Source organism: Variovorax sp. MPBD4-3, assembly GCF_058809745.1.
Genome location: NZ_JBXASW010000018.1, coordinates 39,264 through 57,281, shown reverse-complemented (window position 1 = coordinate 57,281; position 18,018 = coordinate 39,264). Strand labels below are relative to the sequence as shown.

Annotated in this window: 17 protein-coding genes; 9 read left to right on the top strand and 8 right to left on the bottom strand. The window is 68.6% G+C overall.

Going from position 1 to position 18,018, the window contains the following annotated elements; all coding sequences use genetic code 11:
* Nucleotides 1-32 precede the first annotated feature (32 nt).
* The gene (gene recA / locus AC1RVW_RS13675) at nucleotides 33-1,139 is read right to left on the bottom strand and encodes a recombinase RecA (protein ID WP_081268704.1); all 1,107 of its coding nucleotides are present in this window, start codon (nucleotides 1,137-1,139) and stop codon (nucleotides 33-35) included.
* 144 nt (nucleotides 1,140-1,283) lie between these two features.
* Between recA and AC1RVW_RS13670 the strand changes: the two genes are divergently transcribed.
* The 3 genes from AC1RVW_RS13670 (at nucleotide 1,284) to AC1RVW_RS13660 (ending at nucleotide 3,996) form a co-directional block, all read left to right on the top strand.
* Nucleotides 1,284-1,769, top strand: a complete 486-nt coding sequence (locus tag AC1RVW_RS13670; protein WP_106936359.1) for a MarR family winged helix-turn-helix transcriptional regulator — start codon at nucleotides 1,284-1,286, stop codon at nucleotides 1,767-1,769.
* A gap of 72 nt (nucleotides 1,770-1,841) precedes the next feature.
* Nucleotides 1,842-2,516, top strand: a complete 675-nt coding sequence (locus AC1RVW_RS13665; protein WP_081268702.1) for a response regulator transcription factor — start codon at nucleotides 1,842-1,844, stop codon at nucleotides 2,514-2,516.
* A gap of 37 nt (nucleotides 2,517-2,553) precedes the next feature.
* Nucleotides 2,554-3,996 (top strand): sensor histidine kinase, encoded by a 1,443-nt coding sequence (locus tag AC1RVW_RS13660; protein WP_081268700.1) that lies wholly within the window; start codon nucleotides 2,554-2,556, stop codon nucleotides 3,994-3,996.
* A gap of 9 nt (nucleotides 3,997-4,005) precedes the next feature.
* Here AC1RVW_RS13660 and AC1RVW_RS13655 read toward each other — a convergent pair whose 3' ends face one another.
* From AC1RVW_RS13655 to AC1RVW_RS13645, 3 genes are read right to left on the bottom strand one after another with little or no spacing between them, the layout of a single operon-like run.
* Nucleotides 4,006-4,248, bottom strand: a complete 243-nt coding sequence (locus tag AC1RVW_RS13655) for a sporulation protein (protein WP_106936358.1) — start codon at nucleotides 4,246-4,248, stop codon at nucleotides 4,006-4,008.
* Nucleotides 4,249-4,261: 13 nt separating this feature from the next.
* Nucleotides 4,262-5,074: a biotin--[acetyl-CoA-carboxylase] ligase gene (locus tag AC1RVW_RS13650; RefSeq protein ID WP_285413898.1), complete on the bottom strand. Its 813-nt coding sequence runs from the start codon at nucleotides 5,072-5,074 to the stop codon at nucleotides 4,262-4,264.
* Nucleotides 5,075-5,076: 2 nt separating this feature from the next.
* A complete protein-coding gene (locus AC1RVW_RS13645) occupies nucleotides 5,077-5,712 on the bottom strand; it encodes an SET domain-containing protein (RefSeq protein ID WP_493200492.1) in 636 nt (211 codons plus the stop codon).
* 180 nt (nucleotides 5,713-5,892) lie between these two features.
* On the opposite strand from AC1RVW_RS13645, the gene AC1RVW_RS13640 reads away from it, so the two are divergent.
* Nucleotides 5,893-8,853 (top strand): DNA topoisomerase III, encoded by a 2,961-nt coding sequence (locus AC1RVW_RS13640; RefSeq protein ID WP_493200490.1) that lies wholly within the window; start codon nucleotides 5,893-5,895, stop codon nucleotides 8,851-8,853.
* 3 nt (nucleotides 8,854-8,856) lie between these two features.
* On the top strand, nucleotides 8,857-9,843 hold the full coding sequence (locus tag AC1RVW_RS13635; RefSeq protein ID WP_493200488.1) for a tripartite tricarboxylate transporter substrate binding protein: 987 nt from the start codon (nucleotides 8,857-8,859) through the stop codon (nucleotides 9,841-9,843).
* 20 nt (nucleotides 9,844-9,863) lie between these two features.
* On the opposite strand, the gene AC1RVW_RS13630 is transcribed toward AC1RVW_RS13635, so the two are convergent.
* A complete protein-coding gene (locus AC1RVW_RS13630; protein WP_081268695.1) occupies nucleotides 9,864-10,784 on the bottom strand; it encodes a LysR substrate-binding domain-containing protein in 921 nt (306 codons plus the stop codon).
* A gap of 112 nt (nucleotides 10,785-10,896) precedes the next feature.
* Between AC1RVW_RS13630 and AC1RVW_RS13625 the strand changes: the two genes are divergently transcribed.
* The 3 genes from AC1RVW_RS13625 (at nucleotide 10,897) to AC1RVW_RS13615 (ending at nucleotide 13,046) form a co-directional block, all read left to right on the top strand.
* Nucleotides 10,897-11,859 carry a tripartite tricarboxylate transporter substrate binding protein BugE gene (locus AC1RVW_RS13625; protein WP_493200486.1) on the top strand — a complete coding sequence of 321 codons (963 nt, stop codon included), beginning with the start codon at nucleotides 10,897-10,899 and terminating at the stop codon, nucleotides 11,857-11,859.
* A gap of 13 nt (nucleotides 11,860-11,872) precedes the next feature.
* Nucleotides 11,873-12,745, top strand: a complete 873-nt coding sequence (locus AC1RVW_RS13620) for an N-formylglutamate amidohydrolase (protein ID WP_493200484.1) — start codon at nucleotides 11,873-11,875, stop codon at nucleotides 12,743-12,745.
* Nucleotides 12,746-12,860: 115 nt separating this feature from the next.
* A complete protein-coding gene (locus AC1RVW_RS13615; protein WP_081268692.1) occupies nucleotides 12,861-13,046 on the top strand; it encodes a hypothetical protein in 186 nt (61 codons plus the stop codon).
* A gap of 190 nt (nucleotides 13,047-13,236) precedes the next feature.
* Here AC1RVW_RS13615 and AC1RVW_RS13610 read toward each other — a convergent pair whose 3' ends face one another.
* Entirely contained in the window at nucleotides 13,237-14,127 is an 891-nt protein-coding gene (locus tag AC1RVW_RS13610) for a gamma-glutamyl-gamma-aminobutyrate hydrolase family protein (RefSeq protein WP_081268691.1), read from the bottom strand.
* 140 nt (nucleotides 14,128-14,267) lie between these two features.
* Here AC1RVW_RS13610 and AC1RVW_RS13605 point away from each other — a divergent pair, with 140 nt between their 5' ends.
* Nucleotides 14,268-15,323: a sugar phosphate isomerase/epimerase family protein gene (locus AC1RVW_RS13605; RefSeq protein ID WP_493200481.1), complete on the top strand. Its 1,056-nt coding sequence runs from the start codon at nucleotides 14,268-14,270 to the stop codon at nucleotides 15,321-15,323.
* A 5-nt stretch (nucleotides 15,324-15,328) separates the two neighbouring features.
* Here the strand turns inward: AC1RVW_RS13605 and AC1RVW_RS13600 are convergent, their stop codons facing one another.
* Entirely contained in the window at nucleotides 15,329-16,414 is a 1,086-nt protein-coding gene (locus tag AC1RVW_RS13600; RefSeq protein ID WP_409194544.1) for a catalase family protein, read from the bottom strand.
* A gap of 83 nt (nucleotides 16,415-16,497) precedes the next feature.
* A complete protein-coding gene (gene pdxR / locus AC1RVW_RS13595) occupies nucleotides 16,498-17,964 on the bottom strand; it encodes a MocR-like pyridoxine biosynthesis transcription factor PdxR (protein WP_493200478.1) in 1,467 nt (488 codons plus the stop codon).
* Nucleotides 17,965-18,018: the final 54 nt, after the last annotated feature.

The window sequence follows — 18,018 nt, the reverse complement described above, 5'->3', positions numbered from 1 at the left end:
GCGGCCCGGCAGGGGACCGCGCTGGGGGCTTGTTACTCGCCCTTGTCCGCCTTCTCGGCCTTGGCGGCCTTCTGCGGCTTCTCGGGCGTGGAGCCGGCATCGGCGGCCAGCAGCGGAATGCCCAGCGACTCGCGCACCTTGTTCTCGATCTCGCGCGACAGCTCGGGGTTCTCGCGCAGGAACTCGCGGGCGTTGTCGCGGCCCTGGCCGATCTTCTCGCCGTTGTAGGCGTACCAGGCGCCCGACTTGTCGACGATCTTGGCGGTCACGCCCATGTCGATGATCTCGCCTTCGCGGCTGATGCCTTCGCCAAACAGGATGTCGAACTCCGCCGTCTTGAACGGAGGCGAGACCTTGTTCTTCACCACCTTCACCTTGGTTTCGTTGCCGATGGCCTCGTCGCCCTTCTTGATGGTGCCGATGCGGCGGATATCCAGGCGCACCGAGGCGTAGAACTTCAGCGCGTTGCCGCCGGTGGTGGTTTCGGGCGAACCGAACATCACGCCGATCTTCATGCGGATCTGGTTGATGAAGATGACCATGCAGTTGGTCTTCTTGATGGTGGCGGTGAGCTTGCGCAGCGCCTGGCTCATCAGGCGGGCCTGCAGGCCGGGCAGCGAGTCGCCCATTTCGCCTTCGATTTCGGCCTTGGGCGTGAGCGCGGCGACCGAGTCGACCACGATCAGGTCCACCGCGCCCGAGCGCACCAGCGAATCGACGATTTCGAGGGCCTGCTCGCCGGTGTCGGGCTGGCTGATCAGCAGGTCGGACAGGTTGACGCCGAGCTTCTGGGCGTATTGCACGTCGAGGGCGTGTTCTGCGTCGACGAAGGCGCAGGTGCCGGCCTGCTTCTGCATGGCGGCGATGACCTGCAGCGTGAGCGTGGTCTTGCCCGAGGATTCAGGGCCGTAGATTTCGATGACGCGGCCGCGCGGCAGGCCGCCGACGCCCAGCGCGATGTCCAGGCCCAGCGAACCGGTGGAGACCACCTGGATGTCTTCCAGCGCCTCGCCTTCGCCGAGCCGCATGATCGTGCCCTTGCCGAACTGCTTTTCGATCTGGGCCAGCGCGGCTTGCAGCGCCTTGGCTTTTTCACTGTTGGCGACCGAGATGCTTGCGCCCTTGACGACTGCGTCCATGTGGAAACTCCTTGAATATCAACGGTTTGTGTCTGGTTTCACCCATCTGATTTTAACCACAGGCTGGATGCTTGAACAGTAGTGTAGGGGCTGATGCCGCTGCGTAAACCTGTTTTTTGGTCAGTTTGCTTTACCATTTGGCGCATGAGCGAAACCGCCTTTCCGACCGATCCCGACGCCTGGCGGCAGACCCACCTGGGCCGCCTGCTGGGCCACGCCATGCGCCGTTTCGACGAGCGCGTGCTGGAGCTGATGGCGCACGACGTCGACGTGCCGCTGGCGTTGTCGAACCTCGCGGCGCGTGCGCAGGTGAGCGCGGCGCACATCCACATCACCCGGCACCTGGCGCGCGAGGGCTCGCGCCTCACCGAGCTGGCCGAGCGCGCCGGCATGACCAAGCAGGCGATGGGCGCCCTGGTGGACCAATGCGAGGCCTGGGGCCTGGTCACGCGCGGCCCCGATCCGCTCGACGCGCGGGCCCGGCGGGTGCTGTTCACGGCCGACGGGCTGGCCTGGCTCGACGCCTTCCACGGCGCGGTGACGCAGGCCGAGCGCGAGTTCCGCAGCAGCGTGGGCGACGACATCGCCACCGTGGTAACCATCGGACTGGAAGCCTATACAGCGGGCTAGACTTCGAGGCAGAGACAAACGTCGACGGCGCCGCCGGGCGCCCGACACCCAAACAGGCCGGAGGTGGCGCATATGCGGATTCTGATTGCCGAAGACGACCAGGTGCTGGCCGATGCCCTGCTGCGCAGCCTGCGCACCTCGGGCGCGGCGGTCGACCACGTGGCCAACGGCTCGCAGGCTGACACCGCGCTCATGACCCATGACGAATTCGACCTGCTGATCCTCGACCTCGGGCTGCCCAGCCTGCACGGCATCGAGATCCTCAAGCGCCTGCGCGCGCGCGGTTCGCAGCTGCCGGTGCTGGTGCTGACAGCGGCCGACAGCGTGGAAGAGCGCGTCAAGGGCCTGGACAACGGCGCCGACGACTACATGGCCAAGCCCTTCAGCCTGCAGGAACTCGAGGCCCGCGTGCGCGCCCTCACGCGCCGCGGCATGGGCACCACCAGCAACGCGATCCGCCACGGCCCGCTGGTGTACGACCAGGCCGGCCGCGTGGCCACCATCGACGGCAAGATGATCGAGCTGTCGGCGCGCGAACTCGGCCTGCTCGAAGTGCTGCTGCAGCGCGCCGGCCGGCTGGTGAGCAAGGACCAGCTGGTCGACCGCCTCTGCGAATGGGGCGAGGAGGTGAGCCTCAACGCGATCGAGGTGTACATCCACCGGCTGCGCAAGAAGATCGAGAAGGGCCCGGTGCGCATCGCCACGGTGCGCGGGCTGGGCTACTGCCTCGAGAAGATCCAGAACTGATGCCCCTTTTCATGCGCGAAGCCTGGGAGCGAGCCCGGTGAAGCTTTTCCAGCGCGCGCAGCGCTCGCTGTTCGGCGAGATCCTCGACTGGATGCTCACGCCGCTGCTGCTGCTGGTGCCGGTGAGCATCGGCGTCACCTGGCTGGTGGCGCAGGGCATCGCCAACGCGCCCTTCGACCGCGCGCTCGAGCACAACGTGAAGGCGCTGGCCGAACTGGTGACGGTGAAGGAAGGGCACACGCAGTTCGTGCTCTCGCAGTCGGCGCGCGAGATCCTGCGGGCCGACGATGCAGGCCACGTCTACTACCAGCTGCTCGACGGCCATGGCACGCTGCTGAGCGGCGAGCGCGACATTCCCCAGCCCGGCCTCGACGAGCCGCTGCCGCCCAACCAGGTGTTCCTGCACAACAGCGACGTGCACGGCCAGCCGGTGCGCGTGGCATCGATGTGGCTGGCCAGCGGCAGCGACGACGTGCCGCCCTCGCTGCTGCAGCTGGCCGAGACGCGCGAGAAGCAGTCGGTGCTGGCGGCCGAGATCATCAAGGGCGTGCTGCTGCCGCAGTTCGCGATCCTGCCGCTGGCGGTGCTGCTGATCTGGCTGGCGCTGGTGCGCGGCATCAAGCCGCTGTCGGTGGTGGAGGCGCGCATCCGCGAGCGGCGCCCCGGCGACCTGAGCCCGCTCGACGAATCGTCGGTGCCGCTCGAAGTGGTGCCGCTGGTGTCTTCGGTGAACGAGCTGCTGGACAAGCTCAACGATTCCATCGGCACGCAGAAGCGCTTCCTGGCCGACGCGGCGCACCAGCTCAAGACGCCGCTGGCGGGCCTGCGCATGCAGGCCGACCTGGCGCAGCGCGAAGGCGCCAACGCCGACGAGCTGAAGCAGTCGCTCAAGCAGATCGGCCGCGCCAGCAAGCGCGCCACGCACACGGTGAACCAGCTGCTGTCGCTGGCGCGCGCCGAAGGCAACAGCGCCAACGTGCACCACCAGCCCTGCGACCTGGCGCGGCTCACCATCGAGGTGGTGCGCGAGGCGGTGCCGCGGGCCATCGAGAAGCGCATCGACCTGGGCTACGACGGCGCCGAGGCGGGCGCGCCCGGCGTGATGTTCGACGGCAACCAGACGCTGCTGAAGGAGCTGGTGCGCAACCTCGTCGACAACGCGCTGAACTACACGCCATCGACGCCGGAGCGCCCGGGCCTGATCACCGTGCGCGTGCTGGCCGACCCCTTCGGCCACGTGCTGCTGCTGCAGGTGGAGGACAACGGCCCCGGCATCGCCGAGGCCGACCGCGAGCTGGTGTTCGAGCCTTTCTACCGTGTGCTCGGCAACGAGGCCGATGGCTCCGGGCTGGGGCTGCCGATCGTGCGCGAGATCGCGAACCAGCACCGCGCGCAGGTGAGGCTGGAGGATGCGCATCCCGGCAAGCATCCGCCGGGGGCGCTCTTCACGGTGCGCTTCGAGGCCGAGGCGCCTGTCTGAGCCTGATGGTCAGGGGGAGGGCGCGGGCGCGGCAGCTGCGGGGGCCGGGGTCGGAGCCGGAGCCGGCGCGGCAGGCTTCGCGTCGTTGCGGATCTGCAGCCACTCGGGCCGGATCTGCCGCGCGAGACGCTGCGGCTCGCGCTCGTTGAGCCCCGCCGGCGCCAGGCCGAAGCCGGCGAGATCGCCGCGCGCCCACAGGAAGTAGCCGGCGTTGGCCAGCAGCAATACGACGAGCAGGAGACGCAGCTTCATGCGGATCGGCCGGTCAGAACGCCATGCCGCGAGGGCGCACGCTCACTTCGTCGCTCGATATGAGCTGCAGCCCCGCGTCGGTGCGCACTTGCAGTTCGCCGCCCCAGGCCACGCCTTCGCACAGGCCGGTGGTGCCGTCGCTGAGCGCCACTTCACGGCCGCGCAGCACGTCGCGCGCGGCAAAGCGTTCGGCAAAAGGCGCGAAGCCGCGCGCCTCGAAATCCAGCACGGCCTGCACGAGCGGCGGGGCCAGCTCGCCCAGCACCTCGGGCGCGCTGGCATCGGGGCGCCACTGGCGCAGCCAGGCCGGCGGGGTGCGCATGCCGTCGGCATCGCGCGCGCCGATGTTCACGCCGATGCCGATCACGAGGTAGCGCGACGCATCGGGCCGGCCGCTGGACGGCAGTGCGGTCTCGATGAGGATGCCGACCAGCTTGCTGTCGTTGACCCACACGTCGTTGGGCCACTTGAGGCCGACCTTGTGTGCGCCGGAGGGGTCGAGGCTCTCGGCCACGCTGACACCCACGGCCAGCGACAGGCCGGACCAGTCGGCGGGCGCCAGCGGCAGGCCCAGCGAGAACAGCAGGGAGGCCGATGCTTCCTGCCGCGGTGCGCTCTGCCAGGGCCGGCCCAGCCGGCCGCGGCCGGCCGTCTGGTGCTCGGCCACGAGCAGCACGGGCTCGACACGCCCGGCGCGCGCACGGCGCATCAGCTCGGTGTTGGTGGAATCGATCTCGGCCACGGCCTCGACGGTGAAGCCGGGCAGCAGCGGGGCGACCGCCGCGGCGATCCGGTCTTCGAACCAGTCGGCGGTGGTGCTGCCCATGTTCAGTCCTTCCCGGACTTGTCCTTCCTGGCGGATTTTTTCTTTTCAGCCTTCTTGCCGGCCTTCTTTTCGGCCTTCTTGGCTTCTTTCTTTTCGGCCTCTTTTTTCTCGGCCTTCTTCTTCTCGGCTTTCTTTTTGTCTTTCTTCTTCTTTTTCTTTTCTTCGTCCTCATCCTTGGGCGTCAGCAGCGTGCCGCGGCACTGCTCGGAGCCGCACCAGCAAGGGAATTCGGACAGAAGCTTCGGCGTGTACGGCTCGTCGATGATCAGGCCGTAGTCGTAGTTGAGCTCTTCGCCTGCAGCGATGTTGCGCAGCGCCTTGATATAAACGCGCCCATCGACCTCGTCCGCCTCGCAGTTCGGTTCGCACGAGTGGTTGATCCAGCGCGCGTCGTTGCCCTTGACGTTGCCGTCGATCACACGCCCGTCGTCGATGTGGAAGTAGAAGGTGTGGTTGGGCTGGGCCGGGTCGTGCGGATGGCGGCGCAGCGCTTCCTTCCAGCTGATGATCTCGCCCTTGTATTCGATCAGCGTTTCGCCTTCGGCCAGGTCCTGCACCGCGAACACGCCGTTGCCGTGGACATCGGAGCGCCGCATCTGGATTCGGCGACCGGCGGAAAGTGGGGTTTTGGAAGGCATCGCCGAAGTCTGTTAGTTTGAATATGCACACATGCGCGTGTGCGCGTGCGCACGCGGGAAGCCGCAGATTGTATGTGGCCCCCACGCTCCCGCACTGCGTGTCGTCGCTGCCCCCCGAGGGGGCCGCAGGCCGCCTTGAGGCGGCTCGGCGGCGGCCTGAGAACTTTTTAGGAATTGTTGATGAAGACCTTGGTAATCGCAGAAAAGCCGTCGGTGGCGCAGGACATCGTCCGCGCCCTCACGCCGGTGGCCGGCAAATTCGACAAACATGACGAGCATTTCGAGAACGACAGCTATGTCGTGACCAGCGCTGTCGGTCACCTGGTCGAAATCCAGGCGCCCGAGGAATTCGACGTCAAGCGGGGCAAGTGGAGTTTTGCCAACCTGCCCGTGATTCCGCCGCACTTCGACCTGAAGCCGGTCGACAAGACCAAGACGCGCCTGAACGCGGTGGTCAAGCAGGCCAAGCGCAAGGACGTGACGCAGCTCATCAACGCATGCGACGCGGGGCGCGAGGGCGAGCTGATCTTCCGCCTGATCGAGCAGTACGCCGGCGGCAAGTCGGGGCTGAACAAGCCGGTCAAGCGGCTGTGGCTGCAGTCGATGACGCCGCAGGCCATCCGCGACGGCTTCGACGCGCTGCGCACCGAAAAGCAGATGCAGGGCCTGGCCGACGCCGCGCGCTCGCGCTCCGAGGCCGACTGGCTGGTGGGCATCAACGGCACGCGCGCCATGACCGCATTCAATTCGCGCGACGGCGGCTTCTTCCTCACGACCGTGGGCCGCGTGCAGACGCCGACGCTCTCCGTCGTGGTGGAGCGCGAGGAACAGATCCGCAAGTTCGTCTCGCGCGACTACTGGGAAGTCCACGGCAGCTTCGCGGCCGAGGCCGGCGAGTACCCCGGCAAGTGGTTCAACCCCGACTGGAAGAAGGCCAACGCGCCGCTCCTGGCCAACGGCGAACCCGACCCCGAACAGCGCGCCGACCGCGTGTGGAACGAGCAGGAAGCCCGCGCCATCGCCGACGCCTCGCGCGGCAAGCCCGCCACCGTCACCGAAGAAAGCAAGCCCACCACGCAGGCTTCGCCGATGCTGTTCGACCTGACCTCGCTGCAGCGCGAGGCCAACGGCCGCTTCGGCTTCAGCGCCAAGACCACGCTGGCGCTGGCGCAGAGCCTGTACGAGCGCCACAAGGCGCTGACCTACCCGCGTACCGATTCGCGTGCGCTGCCGGAAGACTATCTTCCCGTCGTCAAGCAGACCATGGGCATGCTCGCCAACAGCGGCATGAAGCACCTGGCGCCGTTCGCCAAGCAGGCGGTCGACGGCAACTACGTGAAGCCCAACAAGCGCATCTTCGACAACGCCAAGGTGTCGGATCACTTCGCCATCATCCCGACGCTGCAGGCCCCCAGCGGCCTGAGCGAGGCCGAGCAGAAGCTGTACGACTTCGTGGTGCGCCGCTTCCTGTCGGTGTTCTTCCCGAGCGCCGAATACCAGGTCACCACGCGCATCAGCACGGTGGAGCAGGGCGGCAGGAAGTACCCCTTCCGCACCGACGGCAAGGTGCTGGTGAAGCCGGGCTGGCTCGCCATCTACGGCAAGGAAGCCCAGGACGACGAGAAGGAAGACGACAAGGACGGCAAGCGCCTCGTGCCGGTGAAGCCGGGCGAGATCGTGAAGACCGAGTCCGCCGACATCAAGGGCCTGAAGACGCGCCCGCCGGCGCGCTACTCCGAAGCCACGCTGCTCGGCGCGATGGAAGGCGCGGGCAAGACCATCGACGACGACGAGCTGCGCGAAGCCATGCAGGAGAAGGGCCTGGGCACGCCAGCCACGCGCGCGGCCACCATCGAAGGCCTGATCACCGAGAAATACATGCTGCGCGAAGGCCGCGAGCTGATTCCCACGGCCAAGGCCTTCCAGCTCATGACGCTGCTGCGCGGCCTGGGCGTGGAAGAACTCTCCAAGGCCGAGCTCACCGGCGAGTGGGAATACAAGCTCGCGCAGATGGAGAAGGGCGCGCTCAGCCGCGACGCCTTCATGCGCGAGATCGCCGAGATGACGGAGCACATCGTCAAGAAGGCGAAGGAATACGACCGCGACACCGTGCCGGGCGACTACGCCACCCTGCAGACGCCGTGCCCCAACTGCGGCGGCATCGTGCGCGAGAACTACCGCCGCTACGCCTGCACCGGCAAGAGCGGCACCGGGGAGGACGCCTGCGGCTTCTCGTTCGGCAAGTCGCCGGCCGGGCGCACCTTCGAGGTGGCCGAGGCCGAGGCGCTGCTGCGCGACAAGCACATCGGCCCGCTGGAGGGCTTCCGCTCCAAGGCCGGCTGGCCCTTCACTTCCGAGATCGTCATCAAGTTCGACGACGAGGCCAAGAACTGGAAGCTGGAGTTCGACTTCGGCGACGACAAGAACGCCGACACCGGCGAGATCGTCGACTTCAGCGACCAGGACACCGTGGGCCCGTGCCCGGTGTGCGGCGCGCCGGTGTTCGAGCACGGCAGCAACTACGTCTGCGAGAAGTCGGTGCCCACCAATGCGCAACCCACGCCAACCTGCACCTTCAAGACCGGCAAGATCATCCTGCAGCAGCCGGTGGAGCGCGCGCAGATGGAAAAGCTGCTGGCCACCGGCAAGACCGACCTGCTCGACAAGTTCGTGAGCATGCGCACGCGCCGCGCCTTCAAGGCCTTCCTAACCTGGAACGCCGAAGAGGGCAAGGTGACCTTCGAGTTCGCGCCGCGCGAAGGGGGCAGCAAGTTCCCGCCGCGCAAGACCTTCGGCAAGGCCGCGCCTGCGGGCAAGACGGCGGCAGCCAAGAAGGTGGCGGCGAAGAAGACGCCCGCCGCCAAGAAGGCACCGGCCGCGAAGAAGGCCGCCGCGCCGCGCAAGCCTGGCGCGGGCCTGAAGCCCAGCGAGTCGCTGGCCGCGGTGATCGGCGCCGAACCGGTGGCGCGCACCGAGGTCATCAAGAAGCTGTGGGACTACATCAAGGCCAACGGCCTGCAGGACGCGACCAACAAGCGCGCGATCAATGCCGACGCCAAGCTCAAGCCGGTGTTCGGCAAGGACCAGGTGACGATGTTCGAACTCGCGGGCATCGTGGGCAAGCACCTCTCGGCGACCTGAGCCATGCGGCGCAGACACTTCGCAGCGAGCGTGGCCCTGGCGGCCGTCGCGACGCTGGGCGGCGCCGGCATGGCGCATGCCGCCGCGTGGCCCGACAGGCCGGTCAAGCTGGTGGTGCCGTTCCCGCCGGGACAGGCCACCGACATCTTCGCCCGCGCGATGGCCGAGCAGCTCGGCAGGCGGCTGGGCCAGCCGGTGATCGTCGACAACAAGGCCGGCGCCGGCAGCAACATCGGCACCGAGTTCGTGGTGCGCTCGCAGCCTGACGGCTACACGCTGGTGGTGGCGGGCAGCGCGATGGCGGTGAACCAGACGCTCTACGCCAAGCCGGGCTTCGATCCGCGCAAGGACCTTGTCGGCATCTCGCTCATCGCGAAGGTGCCGCTGGTGTTCCTGGCCACGCCGGAGAGCGGCATCCGCACGCTGGCCGAGCTCACCGCGCGCGCCAAGGCGGAACCCGGCCGGCTGAGCTACGCGAGCGCCGGCATCGGCGGCACGCAGCATCTGTCGGGCGAGATGTACAAGTCGGCCGCGCATGTGTTCATCACGCACATTCCGTACCGCGGCAGCGGCCCGGCGCAGTCGGACTTCCTGGGCAACCAGGTGCCGCTGATGATCGACTCGGTGACGGCCGCGCTGCCGCACATCAAGTCGGGCAAGGCGGTAACGCTGGCGGTCACGTCGGCCACGCGCTCGTCGCAGCTGCCCGAGGTGCCCACGGTGGCCGAAAGCGGCGTGGCCGGCACGAAGAACTTCGAGGCGGTGGGCTGGCTCGGCCTGATGGCGCCGCGCGGCACGCCGCCCGAAATCGTCGAGCGCCTCAACCACGAGGTGACGGACATCCTCAAGAGCGAGCAGATGGCGCGCTTCATCCGCGAGCGCGGCTCCGAGCCGGCGCCCACCACGCCGGCGGAGTTCGACCGCTTCGTGGCGAGCGAGATCCGCCTGTGGGGCGCCGCGGTGAAGGCTTCGGGCGCCAAGCCCGAATGAGCCGTTCGACCTAGCAGGGCTCAGGCGGGCGCCTGCGCCTCTTTGGCGCGGTCGACCTCCGCCAGCAGCCAGCTGCGGAAATGATCGAGCGTGGCCAGCTGGCCGCGCCCTTCCGGATAGCAGAACCAGTAGCCCTCGTTGCCCCGGTAGCCGCCGCCCGGCAGCGGCTCGTCCACCAGCCCCGAGGAAATTTCGTCCTGCACCAGGCAGCGCGGCACCAGCGCCACGCCCATGCCGACCATCACCGCGCGGATCATGGTCTGGAACTGGTCGAACTGCGGGCCGGCCAGCGGGTCGAGCCCGCGCACGCCGTGCGTCTCGCTCCAGTGCAGCCACGACTGCGGCACCGTGACGTGGCGCAGCAGCGTGCAGCGTGCCACGTCCTGCGGCGTGCGGATGGCGACTTCGGCCTGCGCGGCGCGCGGCGCGATCAGCGCCACGTCACGCCCCGCGAGGTAGTGCGATTGCGCGCCGGGCCAGTGGCCGTCGCCGAAAAGAATGGCGCAGTCGAGCTCGGGCCGCTCGAAGTCGTAGCCGTGCACGAAGGGCACGAAATGCAGCGTGATCTGCGGATGGGCGCGCTGGAAGTCGGGCAGCCGCGGAATCAGCCACTTGGCGCCGAAGGTGGGCAGGGTGGACAGGTGCAGCGCGCCGCCGCCGTCGCCGCTGGTGATGAGCTCCAGCGTGGCCGCCTCCAGCTGCGCGAGCAGCGAGCGCACCGTCTTCTCGTAGCGCTCGCCGGCCGGCGTGAGCGCCAGTCGCTTGCGGTTGCGCTCGAACAGCGGCGCGCCGATCCAGCGCTCGAGCTCCTGCACCTGCTTGCTGACCGCGCCCTGCGTGAGGTGCAGCGCCTCGGCCGCGCGCGAGACGCCGCCGAAGCGCACCACGGTGGAAAAGGCCCGCAGCAGGTTCAGCGGAGGATTGAGACGGCGCAGCGACATGGCAGGATGCCCATTAAAACATTCCAGATCAGAATGTTAGCTGGTCTATCCTTTGCTTCTGAAGTGAGGCGAAATCGCTCCTTCTCACTCAATGCACATTGGAATCCACCCCATGCAACGTCGTCATTTCATCTCCGCGCTGGCCGCTGCTTCCATCCTTCCAGGAATATCCTTTGCCCAGGGCAAGCCCATTCGCCTGGTCGTTCCGTTCCCGCCCGGCGGCGCCACCGACATCACGGCGCGCGTGCTCGGCGAGCCCGTGGCCAAGATCCTTCAGCAGCCGGTGGTCATCGACAACCGCGCCGGTGCCGGCGGCTCCATCGGCATGGCCGAGCTGGCCCGCGCCACGCCGGACGGCCTGACCTTCGGCATCGCCACCCTGTCCACGCACGGCGTGAACCCGGCCGTGTACCAGAAGCTGCCGTACGACCCGATCAAGGGCTTTGCCGCCGTGACCGAGATCGTCAAGGCGCCGGGCGTGATCGTCATCAACCCGGCGAAGCTGCCGGTGGCCAGCTTCGCCGAGCTGGTGAAGTACCTCAAGGCCAATCCGGGCAAGGTGTCTTACGCCTCGCCGGGCAACGGCACCATCGGCCACATGTGGGGCGAGCTGTTCAAGAGCAGCACCGGAACCTCGATGGTGCACATCCCCTACCGCGGTGCGGGCCCGGCCATCAACGACGTGCTCGCGGGCGAAGTGCCGGTGTACTTCGACCAGGTGGCTTCCTCGCTGCCGCACGTGAAGGCGGGCAAGCTGAAGGCGCTGGCCGTGTCGTGGAACGGCCGCCTCGACGTGCTGCCCGACGTGCCCACCTACGGCGAGCTGGGCTATCCGGCCAACAACGACCCGTCGTGGTTCGGCATGATCGCGCCCGCCGGCACGCCGGCCGAGCTGGTGCTGCGCATGCAGCAGGCCGTGGCCACCGCGCTGAAGGACGCCTCGGTGCGCGAGCGCCTGGCGCTGCAGGGCCTGTACGCATCGGGCACCACGCCGGCGCAGTTCACCAAGCAGATCGCCAGCGAGATCGACAAGATGAAGAAGGTGGCCGAATTCGCACGCGTGCGATTGGACTGAGCCCGGCCTGCCTATGCATCCAGTCCTGAAACTGATTCAAACCCGCGCCCAGGTGACGAGCGTTGCCGGGAACACGCCGCTGGTGCTGGACTCCCCGCACAGCGGCACCGTCTACCCCGAGGACTTCGGCACGGTGCGCGACCTCGCGACGCTGCGCCGCGCCGAGGACACGCACGTGGAAAAGCTCTACGCCTTCGCCCCGCCGATGGGCGTGGCCTGGGTGGAAGCGCACTTTCCGCGCAGCTACCTGGACGCCAACCGCGACACCACCGAGATCGACACCACGATGCTGCAGGGCGAGTGGACCGACCCGGTCTCCACCGACCCGCGCGTGCTGTCGAAGGTGCGCCTGGGCAAGGGGCTGATCTGGAAGCTCACCGACGAAGGCCTGCCCATCTACGACCGGCAATTGCCGGTGGAAGAGGTGCGCCAGCGCATCGACACCTGCTGGCGCCCGTATCACGCGGCGGTGGCGCAGGCCATCGACGAGGCGCATGCGCGCCACGGCTACAGCATCCACATCAACTGCCACTCGATGCCGGCCATCGCGGCCAGCCATGCCACCGACTTCCCGGGCCTGGCGCATGCCGACTTCGTGATCGGCGACCGCGACGGCAGCACCGCCGACCCGGCGCTGTCGCGCAAGATCTGCGAGCACCTGCGCGGCTTCGGCTACAGCGTGGACTACAACCACCCCTACAAGGGCGTGGAGCTGGTGCGCCGCAACGGCGACCCGGCAGGCCACCGGCACAGCATCCAGGTGGAGATCAACCGCAAGCTCTACATGGACGAGACCACGCTGGCGCTGGACGAGGCCGGCGCCGCGCGGCTGCAGGGGCACCTGCGCTCGCTGGTCGAGATGCTGCTGGCGACGGACCCGCGCTGAGCGGCCCGCCGCAGGCCAACAACCCTGCCGGCCCCGGTGTGTTGTTACACGAGGGGCCGGGCCGGCGGCCTATAGTGGAAACGGTCATGACCCACCACACCTCTTGGAGTTTCCAGTGAAGCCATTCATTGCAGCCGTTCTTGCCGTCGCGATGGGCGCGCTCGTCGCGGGTTGCGCGGGCACCGGCTCGGCCGGCAGCGCCAATGCATCGAGCGCCGCCACACCCACGGGCGGCAGCGGCGTCACCGTGTTCGGCACCATCGACGCCGGCGTCTCCGGCACGAAGAACAGCTCGCGCTGATTCAGCGCGCCACGTCCCTTCTTCGGGCCGTCCATCGGCCGCCACGTCCGAGGCGGCCTCGAGCACGCCCACCCACTCGGCCAGGAAACGGTCGTACATCTCGCGGTGCGCCTCGACCTGCGCGTCGATCACCGCATCGACGATCTCCCGCAGCGGCCACGGTCTCGCGGATGGTGATGGGAGCGCGGCCTCAGCGCCGCAGCAGTGCCTGCTTCAGCAGGCGCGCGGCGCGGTTGCGGATGCGCCCGGGCATGCCGCGCATGCTGCTCGTGCGCGGCGCCACGCGCGCGGTGGCGCAGGCCCAGAGGAAGTCGTGCAGGATGGGCGTGTCGTCGACCGTCTCGGTACTGCCGTACTTGTGGAACTCGGGGTGCCACTGGGTCGCGGCGATGTAGCTGCGGCCGCGATCGGCCCGGCGCCGGATGGCCTCGGGCACGCGGTCGGGCAGGCTCCAGGCCTCGATGTCGAAGCCGGGCGCGATGTCCTTCACGCCCTGGTGGTGGATGCTGTTCACCCGCGCGGTCTTCAGGTCGGGGTAGAGCTTCGACAGCCGGGTGCCCTGCACCAGCTCGATCTGGTGGAAGTTCTGGTCGTAGGTGACCGGGTCGCGGTGCTTGAGCGTCTCGGGGTGCCCGTGCTGCGCCTCGATGTCCTGGTAGAGCGTGCCGCCGAAGGCCACGTTGATGAGCTGCAGCCCGCGGCACACGCCGAAGATGGGCTTGCCGGCCTGCTCGAAGGCTTCGACCAGCGCCAGGTCGTAGAGGTCGCGGATGCGGTCGCCGATCCATGCGTCCTTCAGCGGCACCTCGCCGTAGCTGCCGGGCCAGACGTCGGCGCCGCCGTGCATCACCACGCCGTCGAGCCATTCGGCGTAGTGCGACAGCTTGGTGTCGCCGCGCGCGGTTTCGCCCGTGGGGCAGGGCACCATCACCACCATGGCGCCGGCGGACATGAGCCAGTGCGCGATCGATTGCTCGACGTACTGCAGCGTCTTGTTGGTGAAGAGCGATCGGGCGGGGTCGGCATGCGAGAAGCAGGCGGACAGGCCGATCTTGAGCCGGGCGGAAACAGGTTGTGTCATCGCGGGACTGTCGACGGAGCGAACCGGACGGGTGATGCGAAAAGGAAAATCCATTGTGGCTCGTTGGCCTCTCGCACGGGGTCGGACGACACGCCAAGTATGCTTTCAACGCGACGCCCACGAACAAGGAAGACAAACCGATGAAGACAATCAAGGGTCCGGCCATTTTTCTCGCCCAGTTTGCGGGCGACACGGCACCGTTCAACACGCTCGACGGCATTGCGGGCTGGGCCGCCGGGCTTGGCTACAAGGGCGTGCAGATTCCCAGCTGGGACGCCCGCCTGTTCGACCTGAAGAAGGCGGCCGAAAGCAGGACCTACTGCGACGAAGTGAAAGGCACGCTGGCGAAGCACGGCCTGGAGATCACCGAGCTCTCGACCCACCTGCAGGGCCAGCTGGTGGCTGTGCACCCGGCCTACGACGCGGGCTTCGACGGCTTCGCGGCGCCCGAGGTGCGCGGCGATCCGGCCAGGCGCCAGCAATGGGCGGTGCAGCAGCTGCACTTGGCGGCCAAGGCATCGGCCAACCTGGGCCTCACGGCGCATGCGACCTTCTCGGGCGCGCTGGCCTGGCCGTATCTCTATTCGTGGCCGCCGCGCCCGCCGGGACTCATCGAGGAAGCCTTCGACGAGCTCGCGCGCCGCTGGCGGCCGATCCTCGATGCCTTCGACGCGGCGGGCGTGGACGTGGGCTACGAGATCCACCCCGGCGAAGACCTGCACGACGGCGTGAGCTACGAGATGTTCCTGGAGCGCGTGAACAACCATCCGCGCGCCTGCCTGCTGTACGACCCGAGCCACTTCATGCTGCAGCAGCTCGACTACCTGGCCTACATCGACCACTACCACGAGCGCATCAAGATCTTTCACGTGAAGGACGCCGAGTTCAACCCGACCGGCAAGCAGGGCGTGTACGGGGGCTTCCAGAGCTGGATCAACCGCGCCGGGCGCTTCCGCTCGCTGGGCGACGGGCAGGTGAACTTCAAGGCCATCTTCTCGAAGATGGCGCAGTACGACTTCCCGGGCTGGGCGGTACTGGAATGGGAGTGCTGCATCAAGCACCCCGAAGACGGCGCACGCGAGGGTGCGAAGTTCATTGCCGACCACATCATCCGCGTGGCCGACCGGGCCTTCGACGACTTCGCCGCGGGCGGCGTGGACGTGGCGGCCAACCGGCGGATGCTCGGGCTGGGCTGAAATCTTCAGCGGTGCAGCGGGCAACCGTTGCGCTCGCTGCGGTAGTCCGACGAAGCCGCATACGCCGCCTTGCGCGCGCGCATCACGTTGCCCAGCGGCCGATGCGCGGCCAGCGCATGCCAGGGGTTGAAGGCCATGCCGTCGTCGATCTCGCGCGCCAGCGCCTCGCTCCAGCCTTCCTGCGGATCGGCCGTGATGCGCGCGACGGCAATGAACGGGCTGAGCGCCTGCGGCCATTCGACCGATGCGTCTTCGACCGGCATGCGTTCCAGGTCCACGCACAGCTGCACGCGCAGTTCCCACACGGCGGGGTTCGCGCGGATGAAATCGGCCACCGCCTCGCGCGTGCCGTCGGGCTTGCCGGCGAGGTCGAGCGGCGCGTTCTCCAGCGCCAGCAGCGCCGGGGAAACAGGCGCCAGCTGCAGCTTGGCGATATAGGCGCCATAGCGGATCGGCACCTGCGTGAAGAAGGTGGCGCCGAGCGGGTGCGTCTCCGCATGGCCGCCGAGTGCGATCAGCGTGCCGCTCTGGCCGCCGAAAGTCTCGACCGCCTTCTCGACGCCCTGCAGCACGCCAGACAGCACGCGCTTGGCGTTCGGCGCCTTGTCGGTGGTGCCCGCGAGCAGCTTCAGGGTGCGCAGGAAGCCCTTGGCGTCGGGCGCGGAGAACACCGGTCCGTCGACGAACAGGAAGTCCTGCGTGGAGCCGCCTTCGGCACCGTCGACGCGCGGACCTTCCACGCCGAGGACCTTCAGGGCCATGCCGCGCGGCAGCGAGACGCGGTCGTCGAGCACCTCGGCGGGCGGCGTCGACAGCCGCATGACGACCGGGTAGCGGCGCGCCGACGCGAAGAGGCCCTGCGCCAGCGTTTCGGGCAGGCCGTCGAGCACGCTCAGTTCGCCGCGCAGCAGGCCGTGGCTCTTGGCGTGCACCGCGCGCATGGCATGGCCGGTGTGGTCGGCCATGGTTTTCTCCATGTCGACGAGCGTGGCCACCAGGTCGGTCTGCGTCTGCGCCTCGTCGTCGCGGAAGGTTTCCACGGCGGGGTCGTAGCGCACGGGGGTTGCTGAAGAGAGTGCGGTCGTGTTCATGCCTCGATTGAGCGCAGTGGCCCGCGCAACGGCTGTAGGAGCGCGACGCCATCGCGTGCGCTCGAATGCCTGCGTGGGCGGGCTTACAGCAGTTGCACCAGGCGCTGGATGGCGCCGTCGATCTGCGCTTCGCCGATCAGCCCGTAGCCGAACGACAGCCCGTTGGGCACGTCGGGCGCGTGCGGATCGAGCGCGAAGCGCGAGAGCGGCGGCAGCACGATGCCGGCCGCCGCGGCGCGCTCGACCACCACGTCGGCCCGCGTCGGGCCGTGCAGCCAGGCCGACAGGTGCAGCCCGGCGTTGGATGGAATCGCCTCAAGCCGCCCGCCGCCGTGCCGCGCCAGTGCTTCGAGCAGGGCGGTGCGCCGCGCGCCGTACAGCTTGCGCATCTTGCGGATGTGCCGGGCCAGGTGCCCCTCGGCAATGAAGGCCGCGAGTGCTTCCTGCCCCAGCACCGGGCCGTGCCAGTCGGCGAGTTCGCGCGCCCGCACCAGCGCCGCGCGGGCCCATGGCGGCGCGACCACGAAGCCCAGGCGCAGCGCGGGAAAGAGGCTCTTGGAAAAAGTGCCGACGTAGAACACCGACTCGGCGCGGTCCAGCGTCTGCAGTGCATCGAGCGGCCGGCCGGCGAAGCGGAATTCGCTGTCGTAGTCGTCTTCCACCACGACCGCATTGCGTGCCCGCGCAAAGGCCAGCAGTGCGGCGCGCCGCTGCGGCGACATCGCCACGCCGGTGGGGAACTGGTGCGACGGCGTCACGCAGATCACGCGCGCCTCGGGCGGAATGCGCTCGACGCACAGGCCCTCGGTGTCGGTCGGCACGGTGACCACTTTCGCGCCCGCGGCCAGCATCGCTTCGCGCAGCGAGGGATAGAACAACTGCTCGACCGCGACCACGGTGCGCCCCGGCACGACCAGGATGCGCGCAAGCAGCCCGAAGGCCTGCTGCGCGCCGGCCGTGACGACGATGTCGCCGGCTGTGCAGCCCACCGCGCGGGTGAACGACACATGCCGCGCGATCGCCTCGCGCAGTGCCTGCTGGCCCTGCGGGTCGGCGTAGTCGGCGGTCTGCCGCGCAACGCGGCGCAGCGCTCGGTCGGACAGGCGGCGCCAGATGTCGAAAGGGAAGGCGCTCACGTCGGGCAGGCCGACGCGGAAGTCGTCGCGCGCGGCTTGCGGCTGCAGCGTCGGCGCGAGATCGGCGCCGGGCACGTGCAGCGGCACCAGCCGGGAATCGCGCCCGGCCGCCATGCCCCGGGCCGGGCGGGCGGGACGGCCGCGTCGCGAGTCCGGCAGGATGTCGGCCACGTAGGTACCCGCGCCGGGACGCGCCAGCAGGTAGCCCTCGCTCAGCAGCAGGTCGTAGGCCGCGAGCACGGTGTTGCGCGACACGCCGAGCCGCTCGGCCAGCGCGCGCGTGGCGGGCAGGCGCGCGCCGGGCTGCAGCCGGCCGTCGAGGATGGCGCCGCGCAATTGCCGGTGCACTTCGCGCAGCAGTTCGCGCGAGCCGGCGCCCGGCAGGCGGATGGCGAGTTCGAAAAGTGGTTCCATGAACTTCGCCGATTGTGGTTCTTTCAAGGAGCCAATCGCAATCCTATTCTGAAG